Origin of the sequence: Salmonella sp. SAL00672 (genome assembly GCF_046552175.1) — a bacterium.
Lineage (GTDB): Bacteria > Pseudomonadota > Gammaproteobacteria > Enterobacterales > Enterobacteriaceae > Salmonella > Salmonella enterica.
In genome coordinates, this window is sequence record NZ_JBGDUQ010000001.1 from 289,166 (window position 1) to 309,114 (window position 19,949).

Sequence of the window (19,949 nt, forward strand, 5' to 3'; positions counted from 1 at the left end):
GCCAGTGGTTTACACTTAACAGGCGACCACATGTAACGGAGGTTTTATGAAGCGATTAAGTTTAGCGATGGTGACGCTGCTGGCCTGTGCGGGTGCGCAGGCCGCCAGCGAGAAAGTAGAGATGAATCTGGTGACGGCGCAAGGCGTAGGACAGTCTATCGGCACCGTCGTCATCGATGAAACCGAAGGCGGTTTAAAATTTACCCCACACCTTAAAGCGTTGCCGCCGGGCGAGCATGGTTTTCACATTCATGCCAAAGGTAGCTGCCAGCCCGCGATTAAAGACGGCAAAGCGGTTGCCGCAGAAGCCGCTGGTGGTCATCTGGACCCACAAAATACCGGTAAGCATGAAGGACCGGAAGGTCAGGGGCATCTGGGCGACCTCCCGGTGTTAGTCGTTAATAATGATGGTATCGCCACCGAACCGGTTACTGCGCCGCGTCTGAAGTCTCTTGATGAAGTGAAAGATAAAGCGCTCATGATCCATGTGGGCGGCGATAACATGTCCGATCAGCCGAAACCGCTCGGCGGCGGCGGAACGCGTTACGCCTGCGGCGTCATTAAATAACCCGGAGACAGTGTTCCCTGCGCTGGAGCCTGTTCCAGCTGCGACAGCGAACAGTGTAAACGCCAGATAATCGCCGCCAGCTCATGCGCGGCGGGTTGATGATGATGTGCGAGCGTGTCGCAGATACGCTGTAGTTCCTGTAGCGTAACGGCAAGCGGGCGTTGCTGTACGCCGCGCTCGCTCATCACATCGCGCAGCAGGGATATACAAATATCCCGCACCCGGGAAAGCGGATCGGAACGCGACTCCCAGGCGCGCAGCTGCCACACCACATGCGAGCAGTTCAGCAGCACCACTCCCCAACGTAATAACCACCGGCGCGCCAGCGCATCCTGGCTATTGCTGAGCTGACTGACGTGATGATAGGTCAGCGATTCAAACTCGCTTTCGTTATGGGAAGGGTGACGGCTAAGCTGATCGACGAAATCCCGGCGTAGCGCGCGGATATGGCGGCGGCTTTTTACGGCATCGGAACCGGGGCGCAAAATCGCAAACGCCAGCCAGGAAATCGCGACGCCGACGATCTTGGCGGTATTATCGTTAAGGAAGTCGGCGAAGTCGTACACCGGTGGATTGGTCACGGCGATGAATGAGCCCATAAAAACGATAAGCTGCCCCCACAGTCCCGCCAGCTTAGGCATCTGCAGTTTAAGCAGTTGCATCGTGACGAACAGCGGAAAAAGGAAAAGTAAGAATTGCCACAGATCGGTGATTTGCACCATCAGGCCAAATTTCACCACGAAGCTGAATAAGGACAGCAGCACTAAAGTACGCATCAATAAGGAAAGCGACTTAAACGGCGTGGCGACGATGGAGTAGAGGACGCAACTGATCGCCGCCAGGGTTAATGCGCCGGGCCCGGATTCCCATTGCGCGCCAATACTCCAGGCGCCAATCACCGTGAGCGTGCAAAAGGTACGCACGCCGCTCCAGATGGCCTCTGCGTTATCCGTATGCCGCGCAAGGCCGGGAGTGCGGCGGATATGGATTTGATCCACCGGCGCGCCGCTTTCGATCAGATATAACTGGCGGCTGCTGCGCAGATATAAGTGGCAAAAATAGCGTAATCGCTGCCAGAACGCGAGGTGACGATAATCCTGTTCATCCTGCGGGCGTAGCGGCGCAATAATCCGCGCCACGGTGTAGCTGTCCGCGCGCGGTTTTGCCAACTCAGCTAAGAGTTGTTCAATGACTTCGCGGCTGTTTTCCGGCGGCGTCGGCCAGTTTAAAAGCATTCTACGCAGACTGGAGATCACGCTGGTTAGCCGTAATTGCTGGTGTAACAATGCATTTAGCAATGCATTCTGGCGGCGAAAACGGTAGTGACTCCAGAAGGCCTGAATACGCAGCAGGTTCATGGTCAGGATTTGCCCAATGACCCCCTCATGCGCGGAGCGGATAGCGTCAGTAGTCTCCGGCTGCCACAGTAGACTGGCATGTTCCAGCAAGCGCGCATGCATGTTTTTCAACGCGGTGAGCAGGGCGGTACCATCCGATGTGCTGGGTAGGATCATCATCATCATGCCGCCACAGAGGATGCCGACGATAACTTCACATACACGTGCCTGGGCGATATCCCACAACTGCGTGATTTCTACAATATTAACCATCGGGAACGCGATGATCGCCGCCGTGTAGCCGGACAACTGGAAAGCATAAGCGGCATTATTGGTAAAATGCGCGCAGGCCCAGGTACAAAAACCGATCCAGGCGGCCATGCTAAATAAGAACAACCAGGGTTCATTCAGCGTATGGCCGGCAATAATTAACGCGGCGGTCGCGCCGAGTAAACTCCCGGCAATACGCCCCAGACTTTTACTGATTACGCCGCCTACGGTCGGAAAGCTCACCACTGCGGCCGAAGTCATCGCCCAGTAGGGCTCATCCAGATTGAGATAATAAGCGAATGTCAGCGCGAGACACATGGCAATGGTATTGCGCAACGCGTAACGCCACTGGCCGGAGGTCGCTTTAAACCAGGGCGTATTTCGCAGGGCCGGCAGGGAGAGTTTCATTACCGCTGTCCAATGGCTACGCTGCAGGTAGTGCCGGAGACGAGCGTGATATCCTGCGGCAAAGCGTCAAATTCGATACGTACCGGTACGCGTTGCGCCAGACGTACCCACGGTACGTTGGGTTTGATATCGGGCACTAAACCGGAGTCGCTTTCCACGCTTTGGTCGTAAATAGCGCGCCCGATACTGCCAACGTGACCCTGTAACTTAACATTGCCACTATACAGTGTTATTAATGCAGGCTCACCTTCGCGGATGTGGCGTAGTTTGGTTTCTTCGAAATATCCCATTACATAAAATGAATGGCTATCTACCAGGGCGAAAAGTGGCTTACCGGTGCTGGCATAATCACCGGTACGCGTGGAAAGGTTGGTCACCCAGCCGGATACCGGCGCTTTTACTTCCGTCTGGCTAAGCTGCCACTGCGCCTGTTTTAACGTTGCCAGTGCGACATCTACGCTGGCCTGCATCGCTTTAACATTCAGATTGGCGCTATCCAGATCTTCAGCAGAGATGTAGTTACGCGATAAATGTCGACGTCGATCGGCTTCATTATTCGCTTTTGCCAGATCGGACTGCGCTTTGGCCAACTGCGCCTGCGCGTTAAGTTCTGCAATATGGAAGGGCGTTTTATCAATGACAAAGAGAACGTCCCCGGCGTTGACGAACTGATTATCTTTGATATTGAGTTGGGTAATGCTGCCAGAAACCTGTGGCGTTACGCTGACCTGTTCCGCGCGGATTTTACCATCGCGCGTCCACGGTGACTGCATATAGTAATTCCATAGCCACCACGCGGCCAGAACGGCGACGACGGCGACAATGAGAGTAGAAAAATATTTTATTGTTTTTAACGACATATTTACCACGCGATCAGTAAAACGAGGCCCAGACATACGCAAAGCGTAAAGAGGGAGAGATCCATTAACAGGGGATGCCAGATTTCATCAGAGTATATCCGGTCACGCAGGAGTCGGTGAATAAACAACCAGATAACGAACCCAAGCGCAAAGGCTTTAAAGAATGGCGGAAAGTAAACAGATGCTCCCAACATGAGATCTTGTAAGGGCAATCCTGTGGCGTTGAGTATACACTTCACAAGCAATGTTCCTTTGCGTCAGACATCGATGCTTTAGTTTTAGCCAAAACTGAAGCTACAGGTGCCAAGTGCGCACTATGTCTGAAAAAATGTCTATTGGTAAGCAAATTTAGCAATACATTTGTTTTGAGAATACAAATACTGCACACTATTCTAAAATCAGCATAATAACTTAGCAAGCTAATTATAAGGAGATGAAATTGGAATCGCCACTAGGTTCTGATCTGGCACGGTTGGTGCGCATTTGGCGTGCTCTGATTGACCATCGCCTCAAGCCTCTGGAATTGACGCAGACACATTGGGTCACGTTGCACAATATTCATCAATTGCCGCCTGACCAGTCGCAGATTCAATTGGCTAAAGCGATAGGCATTGAGCAGCCATCGCTGGTACGCACGTTGGATCAACTTGAAGATAAGGGGCTAATTTCGCGGCAAACCTGCGCCAGCGATCGTCGCGCTAAGCGCATTAAACTGACCGAGAAAGCGGAGCCGCTGATCGCTGAGATGGAAGCGGTCATTCATAAAACGCGCGGTGAAATTTTGGCTGGGATTTCTTCAGAGGAGATTGAGCTTCTGATTAAACTTATCGCCAAACTTGAACACAATATTATGGAATTGCACTCTCACGATTGAGGTGCAGGGGCATACGTGTGGCCATGTGACCACACGTAAAGCCTGGTTTAGCGTGGAGAGACGGTAACCTGGCTGCCGTTGCTGGCCAGCACGACACGCTGACCTGCCGAGAAACGCGTATTTCCTTGTTTCTGCACAACCATAATGGTGTTGCCATCGTCTTTACGAATTTCCAGTTCCACACCCTGGGTTTTATTCATTGCGCTCTGGACGCCCTGGCCCGCTACGCCACCAGCCACCGCGCCTGCCGCGGTCGCCAGTGAACGACCCGTACCGCCGCCGATAGTGTTGCCGAGGAATCCGCCCAACACCGCGCCGCCGATAGCGCCAATCACGTTAGAATCATCACCGCCCTGAATTTGAACCGGACGAACGTTAACGATAGTACCGTACGTTACATTCTGAACTTGTTTAGCCTCGGATGCGGTATAAACATCACCCGAAAGGCTATCATTGTTAACACACCCAGCTAAGGATAACCCCATCAGTGAAACGGCCAGTACACGTTTAATCATTTACCCATCTCCTGTTCTTCACGAAACGCTATGTCAGCATCCCTATAGCTAAATTATATGGCATTTATGCAGTTAAGGTCATATCTTCTGCTGAAAGAATGTAAAAATCATAATCAGAAGTTAATTAACCAATCTTAAACGAAGTCGGAAGCAAGAAAAGATAGGTCATTGATATCCGTGGACGACACGGCAAAAAACGTGACGTGGGCATAGCATTACAAAATACGTTATGCCGAGTGTTAAGGCTTAACCCAGCTTAAAAGGAAGAGGTATGAAATCGGGCCGTTTTATTGGCGTTATGTCCGGAACCAGCCTTGATGGCGTGGATGTTGTACTGGCGGCAATTGATGAAACTATGGTTGCGCAACAGGCAAGTCTCACCTGGCCCATTCCCGTTCATCTGAAAAAAGGCATTCTCGATATTTGCCAGGGACAACCGCTTACGCTCTCGCAACTCGGCCAGCTGGATACCCAGTTAGGCCGGCTTTTTGCACAGGCGGTTAATGCGCTGTTAGCGCAACAACGTTTGCAGCCGCGGGATATCGTCGCCATTGGTTGTCATGGGCAAACGGTCTGGCATGAGCCGACCGGCGAGGCCCCGCATACGCTGCAAATTGGCGATAATAATCACATCGTCGCCCATACGGGGATTACAGTGGTCGGCGATTTTCGGCGGCGGGATATTGCGCTGGGCGGACAAGGCGCGCCGCTGGTGCCCGCTTTCCATCACGCGCTGTTGGGACATCCGACGGAAAAACGTATGGTCCTGAATATCGGCGGCATCGCCAATTTATCTCTGCTTTTCCCCGGACAGGCGGTGCGCGGGTACGACACGGGGCCGGGTAATATGTTGATGGATGCGTGGATTTGGCGACAATGCGCGCAGCCCTACGACAAAGACGCGGCATGGGCGAAAGAAGGTCAGGTTATTCTTCCATTGCTGCAAAAGATGTTGCGCGATCCGTACTTTGCTGCGTCGGCGCCCAAAAGTACAGGACGCGAATATTTCAACTATGGCTGGTTAGAGCGCCATCTTGCGGCTTTCCCTGGCGCAGACGCGCGCGATGTACAGGCCACGCTGGCGGAGCTGACGGCGGTCTCCATCGCCCAACAGGTGCTGCTCAACGGCGGCTGCGAGCGGCTGATGGTCTGTGGCGGCGGAAGCCGGAATCCGTTAGTGATGGCCCGTCTGGCGGCGCTGTTGCCCGGTATCGAGGTTTCGACCACCGATAAGGCGGGGATCAGCGGCGATGATATGGAAGCGCTGGCCTTTGCCTGGCTTGCCTGGCGAACGCTCGCGGGCCTGCCGGGAAACTTACCTTCCGTGACGGGGGCTACAGAAGCCAGTGTTTTAGGCGCTATTTACCCGGCTAACCCAATAACTCAGAGTTAACTGAATTTTTCCCGGACCCTATATCGGTAAACTAGCAAGGTCAGGAAGGGGCGTTTGCCCTTCCAGAAGCAGGAGAGCTTTCGGGATATGCCTATGAAAAAGATCGCAATAATGTGTTTACCTGTGCTGCTGACCGGCTGTAGCGTTTATCAACAATTTGTTGAACGTATGCAAACGGATACGCTGGAATACCAGTGTGATGAGAAGCCGCTTACCGTTAAAGTCAATAACCCGCGTGAAGAGGTCAGTTTTGTTTATGACAATAAGCTGCTGACCCTGAAGCAAGGAATCTCGGCCTCGGGCGCGCGTTATACCGACGGGATTTATGTTTTCTGGTCGCAAGGCGAGAGCGCCACGGTCTATAAGCGAGACAGAATTGTGCTTAATAACTGTCAGTTACAAAATCCGAAGCGTTGAGATTTTCAGTATGGGGGCGCACAATAGCGCCACCCACTGATTATTTCTGATCAACGCCATGTCTGATAACGACCAATTGCAGCAGATCGCGCATCTGCGCCGTGAATATACGAAAGGCGGCTTGCGTCGCCGCGATTTACCCGCTGAACCGTTAACCTTATTTGAGCGCTGGCTTGGGCAAGCGTGCGACGCGCGACTGGCCGATCCGACGGCAATGGTCGTGGCGACCGTAGATGACAAGGGGCAACCGTACCAGCGTATTGTGTTGCTCAAGCATTATGATGAAAAAGGCCTGGTCTTTTATACCAACCTGGGAAGCCGCAAGGCGCATCAAATTGAGCACAATCCGCGTATCAGCCTGTTATTTCCCTGGCATATGCTTGAACGCCAGGTGATGGTGACAGGCAAAGCCGAGCGTCTCTCCACTCTTGAGGTGGTGAGGTATTTCCACAGCCGTCCGCGCGACAGCCAGATCGGCGCATGGGTCTCTAAACAATCCAGCCGCATTTCCGCGCGCGGTATCCTCGAAAGCAAATTCCTGGAGCTCAAGCAGAAGTTTCAACAGGGCGAAGTGCCGTTACCCAGCTTCTGGGGTGGTTTTCGCGTGAGTATCGAACAGATGGAGTTCTGGCAGGGCGGCGAACATCGTCTGCACGATCGCTTTTTATACCAACGCGACGACGGCGCATGGAAAATCGACCGTCTTGCGCCCTAAAGATGCAAAAATCTTGTTTTAAGCACTGGTGCGGATGAATCCGCCGTTTTATGCTATGTCTCTTTCGCGTCTGGCGAAAAGTCGTGTACCGGCAAAGGTGCAGTCGTTTTATACATGGAGATTTTGATGGCAAGCAGTAACTTGATTAAACAATTGCAAGAGCGGGGGCTGGTAGCCCAGGTGACGGACGAAGACGCGTTGGCAGAGCGACTGGCGCAAGGCCCGATCGCGCTCTATTGCGGCTTCGATCCTACCGCTGACAGCTTGCATTTGGGGCATCTGGTTCCATTGTTATGCCTGAAACGCTTCCAGCAGGCAGGGCACAAACCTGTTGCGCTGGTAGGCGGCGCGACCGGTCTGATTGGCGACCCGAGCTTTAAAGCTGCCGAGCGTAAACTGAACACTGAAGAGACCGTTCAGGAGTGGGTGGCGAAAATTCGTAAACAGGTTGCCCCATTCCTGGACTTTGATTGCGGCGAAAACTCCGCCATCGCGGCCAATAACTATGACTGGTTCGGCAGCATGAATGTGCTGACTTTCCTGCGCGATATCGGTAAACATTTTTCCGTTAATCAGATGATCAACAAAGAAGCGGTGAAGCAGCGTCTGAACCGTGACGATCAGGGTATCTCTTTCACGGAGTTCTCTTATAACCTGCTACAGGGGTACGACTTCGCTTGTCTGAATAAACTGCACGGCGTTGCCTTACAGATTGGCGGTTCTGACCAGTGGGGGAACATCACTTCCGGTATCGACCTGACCCGTCGCCTGCACCAGAATCAGGTATTTGGTTTGACCGTTCCGCTGATCACCAAAGCTGACGGCACGAAATTCGGTAAAACCGAAGGCGGCGCTGTCTGGCTGGATCCGAAGAAAACCAGTCCGTACAAATTCTACCAGTTCTGGATTAACACCGCAGATGCCGATGTTTATCGCTTCCTGAAATTCTTCACTTTTATGGACATTGAAGAGATCAATGCCCTGGAAGAAGAAGATAAAAACAGCGGTAAAGCGCCGCGCGCGCAGTATGTGCTGGCCGAGCAGGTGACGCGCCTGGTTCATGGTGAAGAGGGGCTGGTCGCGGCGAAACGGATCACTGAATGCCTGTTCAGCGGTTCACTGAGCGCGCTGAGCGAAGCTGACTTTGAGCAGTTGGCGCAAGACGGCGTACCGATGGTTGAAATGGAAAAAGGCGCCGACCTGATGCAAGCGCTGGTAGACGCCGAACTCCAGCCGTCGCGTGGTCAGGCGCGTAAGACTATCGCCTCCAACGCTGTCACTATCAATGGTGAAAAACAATCCGATCCTGAATACATCTTTAACGATGAGGACCGTCTGTTTGGCCGCTACACCTTATTACGTCGCGGCAAAAAGAACTATTGTCTGATTTGCTGGAAATAAGGCATTAAGTAACAGGGAGTGAGAAATCACTCCCTTATTTTTGATGTTCAGGTAAAAAAATGAAGAATATCCTCGCTATCCAGTCCCATGTTGTTTTCGGACATGCGGGCAACAGCGCCGCCGAATTTCCCATGCGCCGTCTTGGCGCGAATGTTTGGCCGCTGAATACCGTTCAGTTTTCTAACCACACGCAATATGGTAAATGGACCGGCTGTGTCATGCCGCCCAGCCATCTGACTGAGATTGTCCAGGGGATTGCGGACATTGGCCAGTTAGCGCACTGCGACGCCGTACTTAGCGGTTACCTGGGATCTGCCGAGCAGGGAGAACACATTCTCGGTATTGTGCGCCAGGTTAAAGCGGCAAATCCGCAGGCAAAATATTTCTGCGACCCCGTGATGGGGCATCCGGAAAAGGGCTGTATCGTGGCGCCTGGCGTCGCAGAGTTCCATGTGCGTTATGCGTTACCCGCCAGCGATATTATCGCGCCTAACCTGATTGAACTGGAAATTCTCAGCAAACATAGCGTGAATAATGTGAATGACGCCGTGCAGGCGGCGCGTGAACTGATTGCTCAGGGGCCAGAAATTGTACTGGTAAAACATCTCGCCCGCGCCGGTTACAGTTCAGAACGCTTTGAAATGCTGCTGGTGACGGCACAGGAAGCCTGGCATATTAGCCGTCCGCTGGTGGATTTCGGCTCACGTCAGCCGGTTGGCGTTGGCGATGTCACCAGTGGTTTATTGCTGGTCAAACTTTTGCAGGGCGCGACGTTGCAGCAGGCGCTGGAGCACGTTACGGCGGCAGTCTATGAGATTATGATCGCCACCAAAACGATGCAGGAGTACGAACTGCAGGTCGTGGCGGCCCAGGACAGGATCGCTAACCCTGAACATTACTTCAGCGCAACGCGGCTGTAATTATTGCTGCTAAAAAGAGGCCGGATGGCGGTACAGCGAGCTATCCGGCAACATGACATTAATTCAGTCCTTCCGCTTTAAGCGCTGCCGCAACGGTCGGTCTTTTTGCGACACGCTGCATATAACTTTCAATATGCGTTAACCCGTCCATATTCAGTTTTACGCCATAGGCCCAACGCAATACGGTAAACAGATAAGCGTCTGCGATGGTAAAACGCTGGCCGCAAATCCACTGGTCGTCTGAAAGCGACTCATCCACATACTGCAATTTCTTTTCCAGACCGGCGCGAACGGCGGGTTTAAGTGTTTCCGGCGTGTCAGGGCGGAACAGCGGGGTAAAGCCTTTATGCAGTTCCGTTGCAATATAGTTGAGCCATTCCAGCGTATGATAGCGAGCAAGACTACTTACCGGCGCCAGAAGCTGGCGGTCGGGAACGCTGTCGGCGAGGTACTGCATAATGGCGACGCCTTCAGTCAACAGTGTGCCGTCATCCAGCAGCAGAGCCGGAACCTGTCCTTTAGGGTTGACTGCCAGGTAATCATCACCGTTTTCCAGGCGTTTTTTTGCGAGATCGACGCCATCAAGCGTAAAGTCTTTGCCAATTTCGCGCAGGGTAATATGGGAAGCAAGAGAGCAGGCACCCGGTTTGTAGAACAGTTTCATCGGTAACTCCTTTTTGCTGAGGTTTAAAGTATGGTAGTGCGGGGACGAGCAAAAAAAAAGCCGCTAACGCACAGTTAGCGGCCTGAATGTTGTTTCCCGGAAAATTAAACTGTAGCGGCTTTAGAGCCTTTTTCAGCGGTATCATCGTCCTGGGTCATACGGTTCAGCTTAGGCGCTGTCAGCAGCATCAGGACGGCGATAACGGCGGTTGCTATGCCAATCTGCATAAATACGCGACCATAGACTTCCAGGGACATCAGTGGGTCAGTCACGTCGCTCGGCACAGCCATCAGGTTGGCGACATAACCGCCGATGATGTTAGCGCCTGCCGTTGTCAGGAACCAGCTACCCATGATGAAACCCATCAGACGCTGCGGAACCAACTGTGCGACCATTGCCAGTCCCAGACCGGAGATCATCAGCTCACCGATACTTTGCAGGCCGTAGCTTGCGATCAGCCAGTTTACGGATACGATGCCGGCATCGTTCGCAAATTTGGCACCCAGCGGCAGAATCAGGAACGCGCCGGAACACAGCACCATACCAATGGCGAATTTCATCGGCATCGGCAGCGTATCGCCCATCCTGTTATAGATAGCGGCCAGAATCGGGCTGCCGATAATGATCCAGAATGGGTTCAGCGCCTGATACTGTTCCGGTTCGAACGCGATACCGAGAATAGAGTGCTCGACGTTACGAATGGCAAAGAAGTTCAGCGACGTCGGCATCTGGCTGTACAGTACGAAGAAGATAATCGCCTGCAGCATCAAAATAAAGGCGACGATCATTTTACGGCGAGCCGCGCCGTGCATGGAAAACGCTTCTTTACCGAAGATAATGACGATGCCAAGAGCGATTACGCCCAGCACCATACGCGCGATATCCTGGTTGTGCAGCAGCCAGGTGGCGACCGCAATCAGAACGACAATACCCACGATTGTCAGCAGCAGATTACGGAAGTTGATCGGTTCAAAGTCGGGTTTGGAACCGTAGCTTTTCACCCAGCGCTGGCAGAAAGCAAAGTTAACGACGGTTATCAGCATACCGACGACGCTAAGCGCAAACGCGGTGCTCCAGCCATAACGCGCCGCCAGCCACGGCGTCGCCAGCATAGAGAAGAAGGAGCCGATGTTGACGGACATATAATACATCGTAAATGCGCCGTCGAGACGCGGATCGTCCTTCGCGTAACAGGTAGACAGCAGGGAAGACGGGTTAGCTTTAAACAGACCGTTACCCACAGCGATAGCCGCCATGCCCATATAGACGATGCCAGCGTCATGACCAGACCATGCGACCAGCGCATAACCGATAGCCAGCACCACGGCACCCAGCATAATAACGCGTTTGGTGCCCAGAATTTTATCACCTAACCAACCGCCAATGGCGACCAGGCCGTACACCAGCGCACTGAAGGAAGAGAAAAGGGTGATGGAATCCGCTTCTGACATACCCAGTTGTTTTACCAGGTAGACGGCCATAATGCCTTGCAGGCCGTAATAACCAAAACGCTCCCATAACTCTATCGAGAAGATGAGATAGAACGCCTTCGGTTGTTTGAAAGCGTTCAAACTGACGCTTTCAGTTGGTTTTTTGTTTGCAGTAGACACTTTTACCTCTTTTTTACGCCCCGTATTAACAGGGATTGTCTGGCGCGTGATGAGTCAGACTCATCCGTCCGATTGTTATATTGGAGGGGAAACGGCAGGTAATGTTCACTATCTTTCCTCTCCAGACAAGAGCTTTGTAATAATCTGTTACATATAACTCTTCTGGTTGAATCGTCCGATGTCAGAAATGTTATCCAGCGTTAAATTTCTTCATTTGAAGAATGGCAGATTTTTACACTGCAAAAAGGCCATTAGTTTGGGTGAAAGGCGATATCTTCTGCTATTTAAGGTGAAAAGCAGTGATATAGGCCATTATCTGAAAAAATGGCAGAGTAATGTTTTGTAGTGAAAACGGGGCGTCAGTCTATCCGGTTGTAAATGTAACCTTAGGTGTCATTAAATTTTACATGAAGTTATCAAAGTGATCCTGATCACGGATAGATAGAAATTTTTGCGATTAAAAAAATGATTAACCTGACGTGGAGGGAAAACGAAAGCACATTACATCAGAAAAAGGACAGAGACTGGAATGATTGATGGCTAAAATAGATCCAGGCCGAAGGTGGGAGCGCGCTGGCGTGACGGACGCACTCCGACCATATCAAATATCGACTTTTTCTTTGTATTCGCAAAGGTCTTCAATGAGGCAGGAGCCGCAGCGGGGTTTTCGGGCGATACAGGTATAGCGGCCATGCAAAATTAACCAGTGATGGCAGTCCACTTTGAACTCATTCGGCACCACTTTCAGCAACTTCTCTTCTACCTGCTCGACATTTTTACCCGGCGCGAACTGTGTTCGGTTGCATACACGAAATATATGCGTATCAACGGCGATGGTCGGCCAGCCGAAGGCGGTATTTAGCACCACGTTAGCGGTTTTACGCCCCACGCCGGGAAGCGCTTCCAGCGCCGCCCGATCCTCCGGCACTTCGCCATTATGCTTGTCCAGTAAAATACGGCAGGTCTTAACCACGTTTTCCGCTTTACTGTTAAATAAGCCGATGGTTTTGATATAGGATTTCACGCCTTCTACGCCCAGTTCCAGCATCGCGGCTGGTGTATTGGCGACCGGGTAAAGTTTGGCGGTAGCCTTGTTCACGCTGACGTCGGTTGCCTGCGCGGAAAGCAACACGGCAATCAGCAACTCAAACGGCGACGTGAAATTGAGTTCCGTTGTGGGGTGCGGATTGTTGTCGCGCAGGCGCGTCAGAATTTCCAGCCTTTTTGCTTTGTTCATCAGACTTTCCCTGTTTCACCTGCCGGAACAGCGGAAGGCGCGGTTTCGGCGCGGCGTTTCTTCATTTTTTCATCAATAAGATATTTTACCGCCAGCATGAGCCCCAGGCCGATAAACGCGCCTGGCGGCAGCATCGCCAGCAGGAAAGGCGAGTCGGTGTGAAATATCTCGACCCGTAATACTTTTGCCCAGCCTCCCAGCAGGCTATCCGCGCCATCGAAAAGCGTACCATTCCCGAGGATCTCGCGCAGCGAACCCAGCACGAACATCGCGCCTGTCGCGCCCATGCCGATGGAAAAACCGTCCAACGCGGAAAGCCACGGTCCTTTTTTCGCGGCAAACGCTTCGGCGCGACCAACAACAATGCAGTTCGTTACAATCAGAGGAATAAAAATCCCTAAAGACTGATACAAACCGAACGCATACGCATTGATCAGCATCTGTACTGCGCTTACCACCGAGGCAATGATCATGACGTAAATCGGGATACGGATTTCTGCCGGCGTCCAGCGACGTAGTGCGGACACCGTAAGGTTGGTCAGCGTTAATACCAGCGTTGTGGCCAGACCCAGCCCCAGAGCGTTGGTTGCCGTAGACGTCACCGCCAGTAAAGGGCACAGGCCAAGTAGCTGCACCAGAGCAGAGTTATTTTTCCATAACCCCTGAACAACAATGTCTTTTATTTCGCTCATGGTTATTCTCCACAGGCGGTTAAATGGGGGAGCTGAGCGGGCAGTGATTCGGCGTACAGCCCGGCGCGTTTAACCGCATTCACCACGGCGCGCGGCGTTATTGTCGCCCCGGTAAATTGATCAAAATCACCGCCATCCTTTTTCACCGCCCAGTGCGTATCATTTTCACCGCTGATGGTTTTACCGCTAAAGTGGGTAATCCAGTCAGACAAACGGCGCTCAATTTTATCACCTAACCCTGGCGTCTCATGATGTTCCGTCACACGCGTCCCCAGGACGGTACCGTTGAAATCTGCGCCAACAATAAGCTGGATAGCGCCGGAATAGCCATCTGGGGCGGTGGCCTCAATGATGGCCGCTACGGGTTTATCATCCTTGCGAGCGATAAAAACACGGTGTGTGCCTTTGCCGAGGGCGGGCGCATCGACCAGATAACAGCTCTCTTGCAGATTATTATTGTAACGATCTGGCGGCAATACCTGATCGAACAGGGCATGTTGTTGTTGCAGCGCTTGTTCGTGGATGGTTGATTTTGTCATCTGATTAATCACCGCGGTCAATCCCGTAGAGCCTGCGGCAAAAAGCGCCAGCGTAATACCGTGTTTACGAATCGTTTTCAGCATGGTTTATCCTTTGCGATGTCCATAGACGCGGGGGCGCGTGTAGTAGTCGATCAGAGGAACCGTGATATTCGCCAACAGGACAGCAAAAGCAACGCCGTCCGGATAGCCGCCGAAGCTACGAATCAGCCACACTAATACCCCAGCCAGCGCGCCGAAAATTAAACGTCCACGGTTGGTCGTGGAGGCGGTAACCGGATCCGTTAAGATAAAAAATGCGCCCAGCATGGTGGCGCCTGACAGCAGATGAAGCTGCGGCGAGGCCAGCGTAGCGGGCGAGAAAAGCCAACCTAACGCTGCGCATAGCGCCAGCGTGAGCAGAAAACTGACCGGGATATGCCAGCGGATAGCTTTTTGCCACAGCAGGAATACGCCGCCGACAAGCCAGGCGAGGTTAACCCACTGCCAGCCCACGCCGGCCAGCGCGCCGCTGTATATCGGGTACTGCATGATTTGCTCAACGGAGTGCCCGGCGCGCAAGGAAGTTTTAAACGTATCCAGCGGCGTCGCCTGGCTGATACCGTCAATACCGATACGTAGCAGCGTCATATCGCCGCCGCTGGCGGTATGCCCGCTAAAAATCATCCGCAACGTGTCCAGCATATCGGGCGTTGTTGCGGCTATTTCATAAGGCGGCAACCAGCTTGTCATTTGCACCGGAAAGGAAATTAATAGCACCACGTAGCCGATCATGGCCGGATTAAAGGGGTTTTGTCCCAGCCCGCCATATAACTGTTTAGCGATAATAATGGCGAATCCGGTTCCCAGCACGACCATCCACCAGGGCGCAAGCGGAGGGATGCTGACCGCCAGCAAAAGCCCCGTCAATAACGCGGAATAATCCTGCAGGTGACTGGCGACCGATTGTTTGCGCAGTCTAAGGACAATGGCTTCCGCGACGAGCGCTGTGATGGCTGCCAGAACGATCTGGAAAAGCGTTCCCCAACCAAAAAACCACGTCTGCGCGGCAATCCCCGGCAGAGCGGCGATTAATACCAGCAACATGATTCGCGATGTCTGGCGCTGGTTATGGGTATAAGGCGAGCTTGCGATTCTGAATACCATTTAATCCTCGTTAACAACCTGCTGCTGTGCTGCTTTTTTTGCCTGAACGCGGGCGATAGCCGCAGCAACCGCGGCTTTACGCGGGTCGGCCGGTTCGGCAGGTTCGCTTCCGGCCTGCTGCTCCTGTTTACGAGCTTTGGCGCGGGCGATGGCCGCTTCCACCGCGGCTTTACGCGGATCGACCGGTTCGGCAGGTTCGCTTCCGGCCTGCTGCTCCTGCTTACGGGCTTTGGCGCGGGCGATAGCCGCTTCCACCGCGGCTTTGCGCGGGTCGACCGCTTCGGCAGGTTCGCTTCCGGCCTGCTGCTCCTGCTTGCGGGCTTTGGCGCGGGCGATGGCCGCCTCCACCGCGGCTTTGCGCGGGTCGACCGCTTCGGCAGGTTCGCTTCCGGTCTGCTGCTCCTGTTTGCGGGCTTTGGCGCGAGCGATAGCCGCCTCCACTGCGGCTTTACGTGGATCGTCGCCGGATATCGCGCTGTCAGCCACCGGATGACCGGCTTGTTTAGCGCGCGCTTGCGCTTTACGCGCTTCACGGGCCGCGATGACGGCGCTATTGTCTGGCAGACTACCCGCCTGAATAACCACCGGTTGCGTGGCCTGCGCCTGTTTCTCTTTTACCCGCGCCAGCGCAGCGGCAATGGCATCCTGATCTTTTGCCGCTGGTTGTACCGCTGCACTCTTATGACGTGCAAGGCGGGCGGCTTTTTCGCGCTCCAGTCTTGCCTGACGAGCCTCAAAACGCGCTTTGGCTTCGGCGGCGCGTTTTTCTTCAAGCCTGATCGCATTAATCTCCGCTTTTTCCTGACGGAAATATTGGACGAGCGGAATATTACTCGGGCAGACCCAGGCGCAGGCGCCGCATTCTATACAATCAGCAATATGGTGAGCGGTAGCCTTGTCATGCTGCTGCCCTTTGCTGAACCAATAAAGCTGCTGCGGTAAAAGGTCGGCAGGGCAGGCGTCAGCGCAAGCGCTGCAACGAATACAGCTTTTCTCTTCCTGAGGCGTTCCCATTTCAGTCACGGATGGCGCCAGCAGGCAGTTGGTGATTTTTACGACCGGTACGTCAAGCCAGGGAAGGGTGAATCCCATCAACGGGCCGCCCATGATGACCATCTGGTCAGCAGAAGGGCAGAACCCGGCATCGTTAAGCAAATGACGAACGGGAGTGCCGAGCCGCGCCCAGACGTTACCCGGGCGGCTTACCGCTTCACCCGTTAAGGTAACGACGCGTTCTGTGATCGGTTCGCCGTCAACCACGGCGCGTTTCACGGCATAAGCCGTACCGACGTTTTGCATCAGCACGCCAATATCAGAGGAGCGCCCGCCGTGGGGAACCTGTTTTCCCGTCAGTATTTGGGTGAGCTGTTTTGCGCCGCCGGAAGGGTATTTGGTTGGGATCACACGTAACGAAATATCGTGGGCGTCAGCCAGTACGGCGCGCAGCATGGAAATAGCCTGCGGTTTGTTATCTTCAATGCCGATTAATACCTCACGCGGTTGCAGAATATGCGCCAGGATGCGAATACCTTCCACAATCTGCGCAGCGCAGTCCTGCATCAAACGATCGTCCGCCGTAATGTAAGGTTCGCACTCTGCGGCATTGATAATAAGCGTGGTGATTTTATCGCCGCCGCCCTGCAATTTAACGCCGGTGGGAAACCCTGCGCCGCCAAGCCCGGCAACGCCATACTGATGAATGCGTTCAATGAGCGCTTCACGGCTGTGGGCGCGGTAATCAGACCAGCCCTCGCGTTCAATCCAGCGGTCCTCGCCGTCGGCATCAATGATGACGCTTAACTCCGCCAGCGCCGAAGGATGCGCCGTCGAGTGGGGCGCAATAGCGATAACCGTCCCGGAGGTGGGCGCGTGTACCGGCAGCATTCTCCCACGTCCACGGGTCAGCGCCTGGCCGCGCAGCACGCGATCGCCGACGCTAACGCACAGCTCTCCCTCAGCGCCAATGTGCTGTTTTAAGGGGATAACGAAGCGCGGCGCTAAAGGCACCTGGCGCAGCGGCGTGCCGTTTGACTGGGTCTTCATTTCGGGCGGATGAATACCACCGTCGAAATCCCAGATTTTATCTTTTCTGAAAGCGGAAAATAGTTTAAGCATGTTGTTCCACGGGAATGATGCGAACGGGAATGGTGTTCAAATCCCATTTCCAACTGTCGGGCGTCTCATTCACCGGACGTAATTCGATGCAGTGCGTCGGACACGGATCGACGCACAGATTACAGCCAGTACAGAGATCGCTCATGACCGTGTGCATGGCGCGCGTTGCGCCAATGATGGCGTCAACCGGGCAGGCCTGAATGCATTTTGTGCAGCCAATGCAGTTATTTTCATCAATAATTGCCAGCATACGTACTGGCGCAGCCTGCTGTTCTTCACCATCGCATGGTTGCGGCTCTACGTTTAGCAACTCTGCCATTTTCAGCATGACGGCTTCGCCGCCGGGCGCGCAACGATTGATTTTCTCGCCCTGGAGACCCACGGCTTCGGCGTAGGGGCGACAGCCGGGATAGCCGCACTGACCACACTGACTCTGCGGCAAAATCGCATCGATTTTTTCAACAACCGGATCATCTTCAACCGCGAATCGGCGGGAGGCATAACCCAGAATGGCGCCGAACACCAGACCCAGAAGGGTCAGGGCGCCAACGGCAATCCAGATAGTATTCATTACAACTTCACCAAACCACTAAAGCCCATAAAGGCCAAAGACATTAATCCTGCGGTAATCAATGCTATCGCGTTACCACGAAAAGGGGCGGGCACATCCGCCACGGCAAGGCGTTCGCGGATGGCGGCGAACAGAACCATCACTAATGAAAAACCGACGGCGGCGGAAAATCCGTACAGCGCCGACTGAAGAAAGTGATGACCGAGATTAATATTCAGTAACGCTACGCCCAGAACCGCACAGTTAGTGGTAATCAGTGGTAAGAAGATGCCTAACAAGCGGTATAACGCCGGGCTGGTTTTCCGCACAACCATTTCGGTAAATTGCACGACCACAGCAATGACGAGGATAAAGGCTAGCGTCCGCAGATAAATCAGATCCAGCGGAATAAGTATCCAGGTGTCGATAAGCCAGGCGCATATCGACGCCAGCGTCATGACAAAGGTCGTCGCGAGGCCCATCCCCATGGCGGTTTCCAGTTTTTTGGATACGCCCATAAAGGGACAAAGGCCCAGGAATTTGACCAGTACAAAGTTATTGACCAGTACAGTTCCGACAAAGAGCAGCAGGTAATCAGTCATGTTTCGGCCTGAAATAAAAAAGCCGCCTATTATCTGTCAAACTACCACAGGCGACAACAGGTTAACTGTAGGGTTATTACGGATTAACAAACGTTGTTTTAACGCGCGCTGAACGTTTGAGATAAGGCACAATGAGCGCCGTTGCCAACAGTGGGAAGAGTAACTGACGCACGGCAAAGGCATCTGAGACGGGCGAAAAGGCAAATGCTTTAACCGCCAGTAACACCGACACCAGCAGCCAGATAATGTAATGCTTCGGCACGCAGCGTCTGCGCTTGAAGAATGCGATCGTCAACCACAGGGTATAGTACCACATGGCGATAGCGGTAATAAATGAAATGCCCCATAGCAGTAAATTACCGGTTTCCTGTCCGCTAAGCGTCTTGAACGTTTGCGGTGTGGCAAGCGCCATAACGTAGAGTAATAACGCCAGCGAGGCGCTCAACAACGCGACTAACAGCCAGGCTAACGGGCCAAGAAGCCAGCCTCCAATTCGTTGTGGCGGTGTTGTAGTCATATCTTCTCCGGGGTTACGCGCATTAACGGTCATGCCGCTCATTTTGGGGCAAATATTATAAGGTTTTTGATGTTAAACGCTACTTTCTTTATTGCACATAGCGCCAGACGGATTGCGGAACCTGACCTACATCAAACAGGCGTCCTCCGGAAACCAGTTCGGCACGGCGGTGATCTGCAGCGCGATACATATTAACAATGTCCATGTCATCAGTAAGGGTATAGTTAAGGTGGTCGAACAGTTTTTCCAGACTTTCGAGCGAACTAATTTTGCGGAATTTTAATAGATAATCCTGAACAGTCATATAAAGTTGATCCATATTAAATATAATGCCAACGGAGTAGTCACTGATAAAAAATAAACAAAACCGCACCAGTGAGAGGTCAGGGGTGCAGGTAAAAAGGGAATATTCTTACCGGTAAAGAGTCAGGCGCCACATGGCGCCTGGGGCGAAAGGTTAACGCGCTTTCCTACAACAGGCAATAAACGTCAGACCAGATAGGACATATTTCGTTTTTTTTGCCGGTTTTTGACTTTTCTTTGCACCCCCCGGGGCGCCGCTTACCGTACCACGCGAAAATGCCTTTACATTATCTGAC

Annotated in this window: 22 protein-coding genes; 7 read left to right on the forward strand and 15 right to left on the reverse strand. The window is 53.1% G+C overall.

Features of this window, described 5'->3' with window-relative positions; translation table 11 throughout:
- Nucleotides 1-46: 46 nt before the first annotated feature.
- The gene (gene sodC2, locus ACLJTG_RS01545) at nucleotides 47-568 is read left to right on the forward strand and encodes a superoxide dismutase [Cu-Zn] SodC2 (protein WP_000826818.1); all 522 of its coding nucleotides are present in this window, start codon (nucleotides 47-49) and stop codon (nucleotides 566-568) included.
- Here sodC2 and ACLJTG_RS01550 read toward each other — a convergent pair.
- From ACLJTG_RS01550 to ACLJTG_RS01560, 3 genes are read right to left on the reverse strand one after another with little or no spacing between them, the layout of a single operon-like run.
- Nucleotides 544-2,583 carry an FUSC family protein gene (locus ACLJTG_RS01550; protein WP_023240032.1) on the reverse strand — a complete coding sequence of 680 codons (2,040 nt, stop codon included), beginning with the start codon at nucleotides 2,581-2,583 and terminating at the stop codon, nucleotides 544-546. The genes sodC2 and ACLJTG_RS01550 overlap by 25 nt on opposite strands.
- On the reverse strand, nucleotides 2,583-3,443 hold the full coding sequence (locus ACLJTG_RS01555; RefSeq protein ID WP_001538147.1) for an HlyD family secretion protein: 861 nt from the start codon (nucleotides 3,441-3,443) through the stop codon (nucleotides 2,583-2,585). Before ACLJTG_RS01555 ends, ACLJTG_RS01550 begins: the two co-directional genes overlap by 1 nt.
- A 2-nt stretch (nucleotides 3,444-3,445) precedes the next feature.
- A complete protein-coding gene (locus ACLJTG_RS01560) occupies nucleotides 3,446-3,682 on the reverse strand; it encodes a DUF1656 domain-containing protein (protein WP_000649755.1) in 237 nt (78 codons plus the stop codon).
- Nucleotides 3,683-3,876: 194 nt separating this feature from the next.
- Here ACLJTG_RS01560 and slyA point away from each other — a divergent pair, with 194 nt between their 5' ends.
- On the forward strand, nucleotides 3,877-4,317 hold the full coding sequence (slyA, locus tag ACLJTG_RS01565; RefSeq protein ID WP_000764551.1) for a transcriptional regulator SlyA: 441 nt from the start codon (nucleotides 3,877-3,879) through the stop codon (nucleotides 4,315-4,317).
- Nucleotides 4,318-4,364: 47 nt separating this feature from the next.
- Here slyA and slyB read toward each other — a convergent pair whose 3' ends face one another.
- Nucleotides 4,365-4,832, reverse strand: coding sequence for an outer membrane lipoprotein SlyB (gene slyB, locus ACLJTG_RS01570; protein ID WP_000597179.1), 468 nt, complete (start codon nucleotides 4,830-4,832; stop codon nucleotides 4,365-4,367).
- Nucleotides 4,833-5,103: 271 nt separating this feature from the next.
- Between slyB and anmK the strand changes: the two genes are divergently transcribed.
- The 5 genes from anmK (at nucleotide 5,104) to pdxY (ending at nucleotide 9,678) form a co-directional block, all read left to right on the forward strand.
- Nucleotides 5,104-6,225 (forward strand): anhydro-N-acetylmuramic acid kinase, encoded by a 1,122-nt coding sequence (gene anmK, locus ACLJTG_RS01575; RefSeq protein ID WP_023220917.1) that lies wholly within the window; start codon nucleotides 5,104-5,106, stop codon nucleotides 6,223-6,225.
- An 87-nt stretch (nucleotides 6,226-6,312) separates the two neighbouring features.
- On the forward strand, nucleotides 6,313-6,642 hold the full coding sequence (mliC, locus tag ACLJTG_RS01580) for a C-type lysozyme inhibitor (protein ID WP_001132086.1): 330 nt from the start codon (nucleotides 6,313-6,315) through the stop codon (nucleotides 6,640-6,642).
- A gap of 58 nt (nucleotides 6,643-6,700) precedes the next feature.
- Nucleotides 6,701-7,357 (forward strand): pyridoxamine 5'-phosphate oxidase, encoded by a 657-nt coding sequence (pdxH, locus tag ACLJTG_RS01585; RefSeq protein WP_001282334.1) that lies wholly within the window; start codon nucleotides 6,701-6,703, stop codon nucleotides 7,355-7,357.
- 126 nt (nucleotides 7,358-7,483) lie between these two features.
- Nucleotides 7,484-8,758, forward strand: a complete 1,275-nt coding sequence (gene tyrS, locus ACLJTG_RS01590) for a tyrosine--tRNA ligase (protein WP_000168626.1) — start codon at nucleotides 7,484-7,486, stop codon at nucleotides 8,756-8,758.
- A 59-nt stretch (nucleotides 8,759-8,817) separates the two neighbouring features.
- Nucleotides 8,818-9,678 (forward strand): pyridoxal kinase PdxY, encoded by an 861-nt coding sequence (gene pdxY, locus ACLJTG_RS01595; protein WP_000789736.1) that lies wholly within the window; start codon nucleotides 8,818-8,820, stop codon nucleotides 9,676-9,678.
- Nucleotides 9,679-9,736: 58 nt separating this feature from the next.
- Here the strand turns inward: pdxY and gstA are convergent, their stop codons facing one another.
- The 11 genes from gstA to ydgT form a co-directional block, all read right to left on the reverse strand.
- Complete coding sequence (gene gstA / locus ACLJTG_RS01600; protein ID WP_000765727.1) at nucleotides 9,737-10,342, reverse strand: glutathione transferase GstA; 606 nt, start codon at nucleotides 10,340-10,342, stop codon at nucleotides 9,737-9,739.
- Between the two features lie 104 nt (nucleotides 10,343-10,446).
- Nucleotides 10,447-11,952 (reverse strand): dipeptide/tripeptide permease DtpA, encoded by a 1,506-nt coding sequence (dtpA, locus tag ACLJTG_RS01605; protein WP_000100911.1) that lies wholly within the window; start codon nucleotides 11,950-11,952, stop codon nucleotides 10,447-10,449.
- A gap of 601 nt (nucleotides 11,953-12,553) precedes the next feature.
- The gene (nth, locus tag ACLJTG_RS01610) at nucleotides 12,554-13,189 is read right to left on the reverse strand and encodes an endonuclease III (protein WP_020438082.1); all 636 of its coding nucleotides are present in this window, start codon (nucleotides 13,187-13,189) and stop codon (nucleotides 12,554-12,556) included.
- Nucleotides 13,189-13,881, reverse strand: coding sequence for an electron transport complex subunit E (locus ACLJTG_RS01615; protein WP_001289628.1), 693 nt, complete (start codon nucleotides 13,879-13,881; stop codon nucleotides 13,189-13,191). Before ACLJTG_RS01615 ends, nth begins: the two co-directional genes overlap by 1 nt.
- Nucleotides 13,882-13,883: 2 nt before the next feature.
- On the reverse strand, nucleotides 13,884-14,504 hold the full coding sequence (rsxG, locus tag ACLJTG_RS01620; protein WP_000920822.1) for an electron transport complex subunit RsxG: 621 nt from the start codon (nucleotides 14,502-14,504) through the stop codon (nucleotides 13,884-13,886).
- Nucleotides 14,505-14,507: 3 nt separating this feature from the next.
- A complete protein-coding gene (rsxD, locus tag ACLJTG_RS01625; protein WP_000231888.1) occupies nucleotides 14,508-15,566 on the reverse strand; it encodes an electron transport complex subunit RsxD in 1,059 nt (352 codons plus the stop codon).
- Nucleotides 15,567-17,681 carry an electron transport complex subunit RsxC gene (rsxC, locus tag ACLJTG_RS01630; RefSeq protein WP_369557134.1) on the reverse strand — a complete coding sequence of 705 codons (2,115 nt, stop codon included), beginning with the start codon at nucleotides 17,679-17,681 and terminating at the stop codon, nucleotides 15,567-15,569.
- Nucleotides 17,674-18,252, reverse strand: a complete 579-nt coding sequence (gene rsxB, locus ACLJTG_RS01635; RefSeq protein ID WP_021000306.1) for an electron transport complex subunit RsxB — start codon at nucleotides 18,250-18,252, stop codon at nucleotides 17,674-17,676. Before rsxB ends, rsxC begins: the two co-directional genes overlap by 8 nt.
- The gene (gene rsxA / locus ACLJTG_RS01640; protein WP_000133179.1) at nucleotides 18,252-18,833 is read right to left on the reverse strand and encodes an electron transport complex subunit RsxA; all 582 of its coding nucleotides are present in this window, start codon (nucleotides 18,831-18,833) and stop codon (nucleotides 18,252-18,254) included. Before rsxA ends, rsxB begins: the two co-directional genes overlap by 1 nt.
- 76 nt (nucleotides 18,834-18,909) lie before the next feature.
- Entirely contained in the window at nucleotides 18,910-19,350 is a 441-nt protein-coding gene (locus ACLJTG_RS01645; protein WP_000214061.1) for a DUF2569 domain-containing protein, read from the reverse strand.
- Nucleotides 19,351-19,438: 88 nt separating this feature from the next.
- Nucleotides 19,439-19,654, reverse strand: a complete 216-nt coding sequence (ydgT, locus tag ACLJTG_RS01650; RefSeq protein WP_000217946.1) for a transcription modulator YdgT — start codon at nucleotides 19,652-19,654, stop codon at nucleotides 19,439-19,441.
- Nucleotides 19,655-19,949 lie beyond the last annotated feature (295 nt).

What these genes read in the sequence shown, in the direction of transcription:
- sodC2 (WP_000826818.1), top strand. Translation starts at nt 47, where the DNA reads ATGAAGCGATTAAGTTTAGCGATGGTGACGCTGCTGGCCTGTGCGGGT.
- ACLJTG_RS01550 (WP_023240032.1), bottom strand. Translation starts at nt 2,583, where the DNA reads ATGAAACTCTCCCTGCCGGCCCTGCGAAATACGCCCTGGTTTAAAGCG.
- ACLJTG_RS01555 (WP_001538147.1), bottom strand. Translation starts at nt 3,443, where the DNA reads ATGTCGTTAAAAACAATAAAATATTTTTCTACTCTCATTGTCGCCGTC.
- slyA (WP_000764551.1), top strand. Translation starts at nt 3,877, where the DNA reads ATGAAATTGGAATCGCCACTAGGTTCTGATCTGGCACGGTTGGTGCGC.
- slyB (WP_000597179.1), bottom strand. Translation starts at nt 4,832, where the DNA reads ATGATTAAACGTGTACTGGCCGTTTCACTGATGGGGTTATCCTTAGCT.
- anmK (WP_023220917.1), top strand. Translation starts at nt 5,104, where the DNA reads ATGAAATCGGGCCGTTTTATTGGCGTTATGTCCGGAACCAGCCTTGAT.
- mliC (WP_001132086.1), top strand. Translation starts at nt 6,313, where the DNA reads ATGCCTATGAAAAAGATCGCAATAATGTGTTTACCTGTGCTGCTGACC.
- pdxH (WP_001282334.1), top strand. Translation starts at nt 6,701, where the DNA reads ATGTCTGATAACGACCAATTGCAGCAGATCGCGCATCTGCGCCGTGAA.
- tyrS (WP_000168626.1), top strand. Translation starts at nt 7,484, where the DNA reads ATGGCAAGCAGTAACTTGATTAAACAATTGCAAGAGCGGGGGCTGGTA.
- pdxY (WP_000789736.1), top strand. Translation starts at nt 8,818, where the DNA reads ATGAAGAATATCCTCGCTATCCAGTCCCATGTTGTTTTCGGACATGCG.
- gstA (WP_000765727.1), bottom strand. Translation starts at nt 10,342, where the DNA reads ATGAAACTGTTCTACAAACCGGGTGCCTGCTCTCTTGCTTCCCATATT.
- nth (WP_020438082.1), bottom strand. Translation starts at nt 13,189, where the DNA reads ATGAACAAAGCAAAAAGGCTGGAAATTCTGACGCGCCTGCGCGACAAC.
- ACLJTG_RS01615 (WP_001289628.1), bottom strand. Translation starts at nt 13,881, where the DNA reads ATGAGCGAAATAAAAGACATTGTTGTTCAGGGGTTATGGAAAAATAAC.
- rsxG (WP_000920822.1), bottom strand. Translation starts at nt 14,504, where the DNA reads ATGCTGAAAACGATTCGTAAACACGGTATTACGCTGGCGCTTTTTGCC.
- rsxD (WP_000231888.1), bottom strand. Translation starts at nt 15,566, where the DNA reads ATGGTATTCAGAATCGCAAGCTCGCCTTATACCCATAACCAGCGCCAG.
- rsxC (WP_369557134.1), bottom strand. Translation starts at nt 17,681, where the DNA reads ATGCTTAAACTATTTTCCGCTTTCAGAAAAGATAAAATCTGGGATTTC.
- rsxB (WP_021000306.1), bottom strand. Translation starts at nt 18,252, where the DNA reads ATGAATACTATCTGGATTGCCGTTGGCGCCCTGACCCTTCTGGGTCTG.
- rsxA (WP_000133179.1), bottom strand. Translation starts at nt 18,833, where the DNA reads ATGACTGATTACCTGCTGCTCTTTGTCGGAACTGTACTGGTCAATAAC.
- ACLJTG_RS01645 (WP_000214061.1), bottom strand. Translation starts at nt 19,350, where the DNA reads ATGACTACAACACCGCCACAACGAATTGGAGGCTGGCTTCTTGGCCCG.
- ydgT (WP_000217946.1), bottom strand. Translation starts at nt 19,654, where the DNA reads ATGACTGTTCAGGATTATCTATTAAAATTCCGCAAAATTAGTTCGCTC.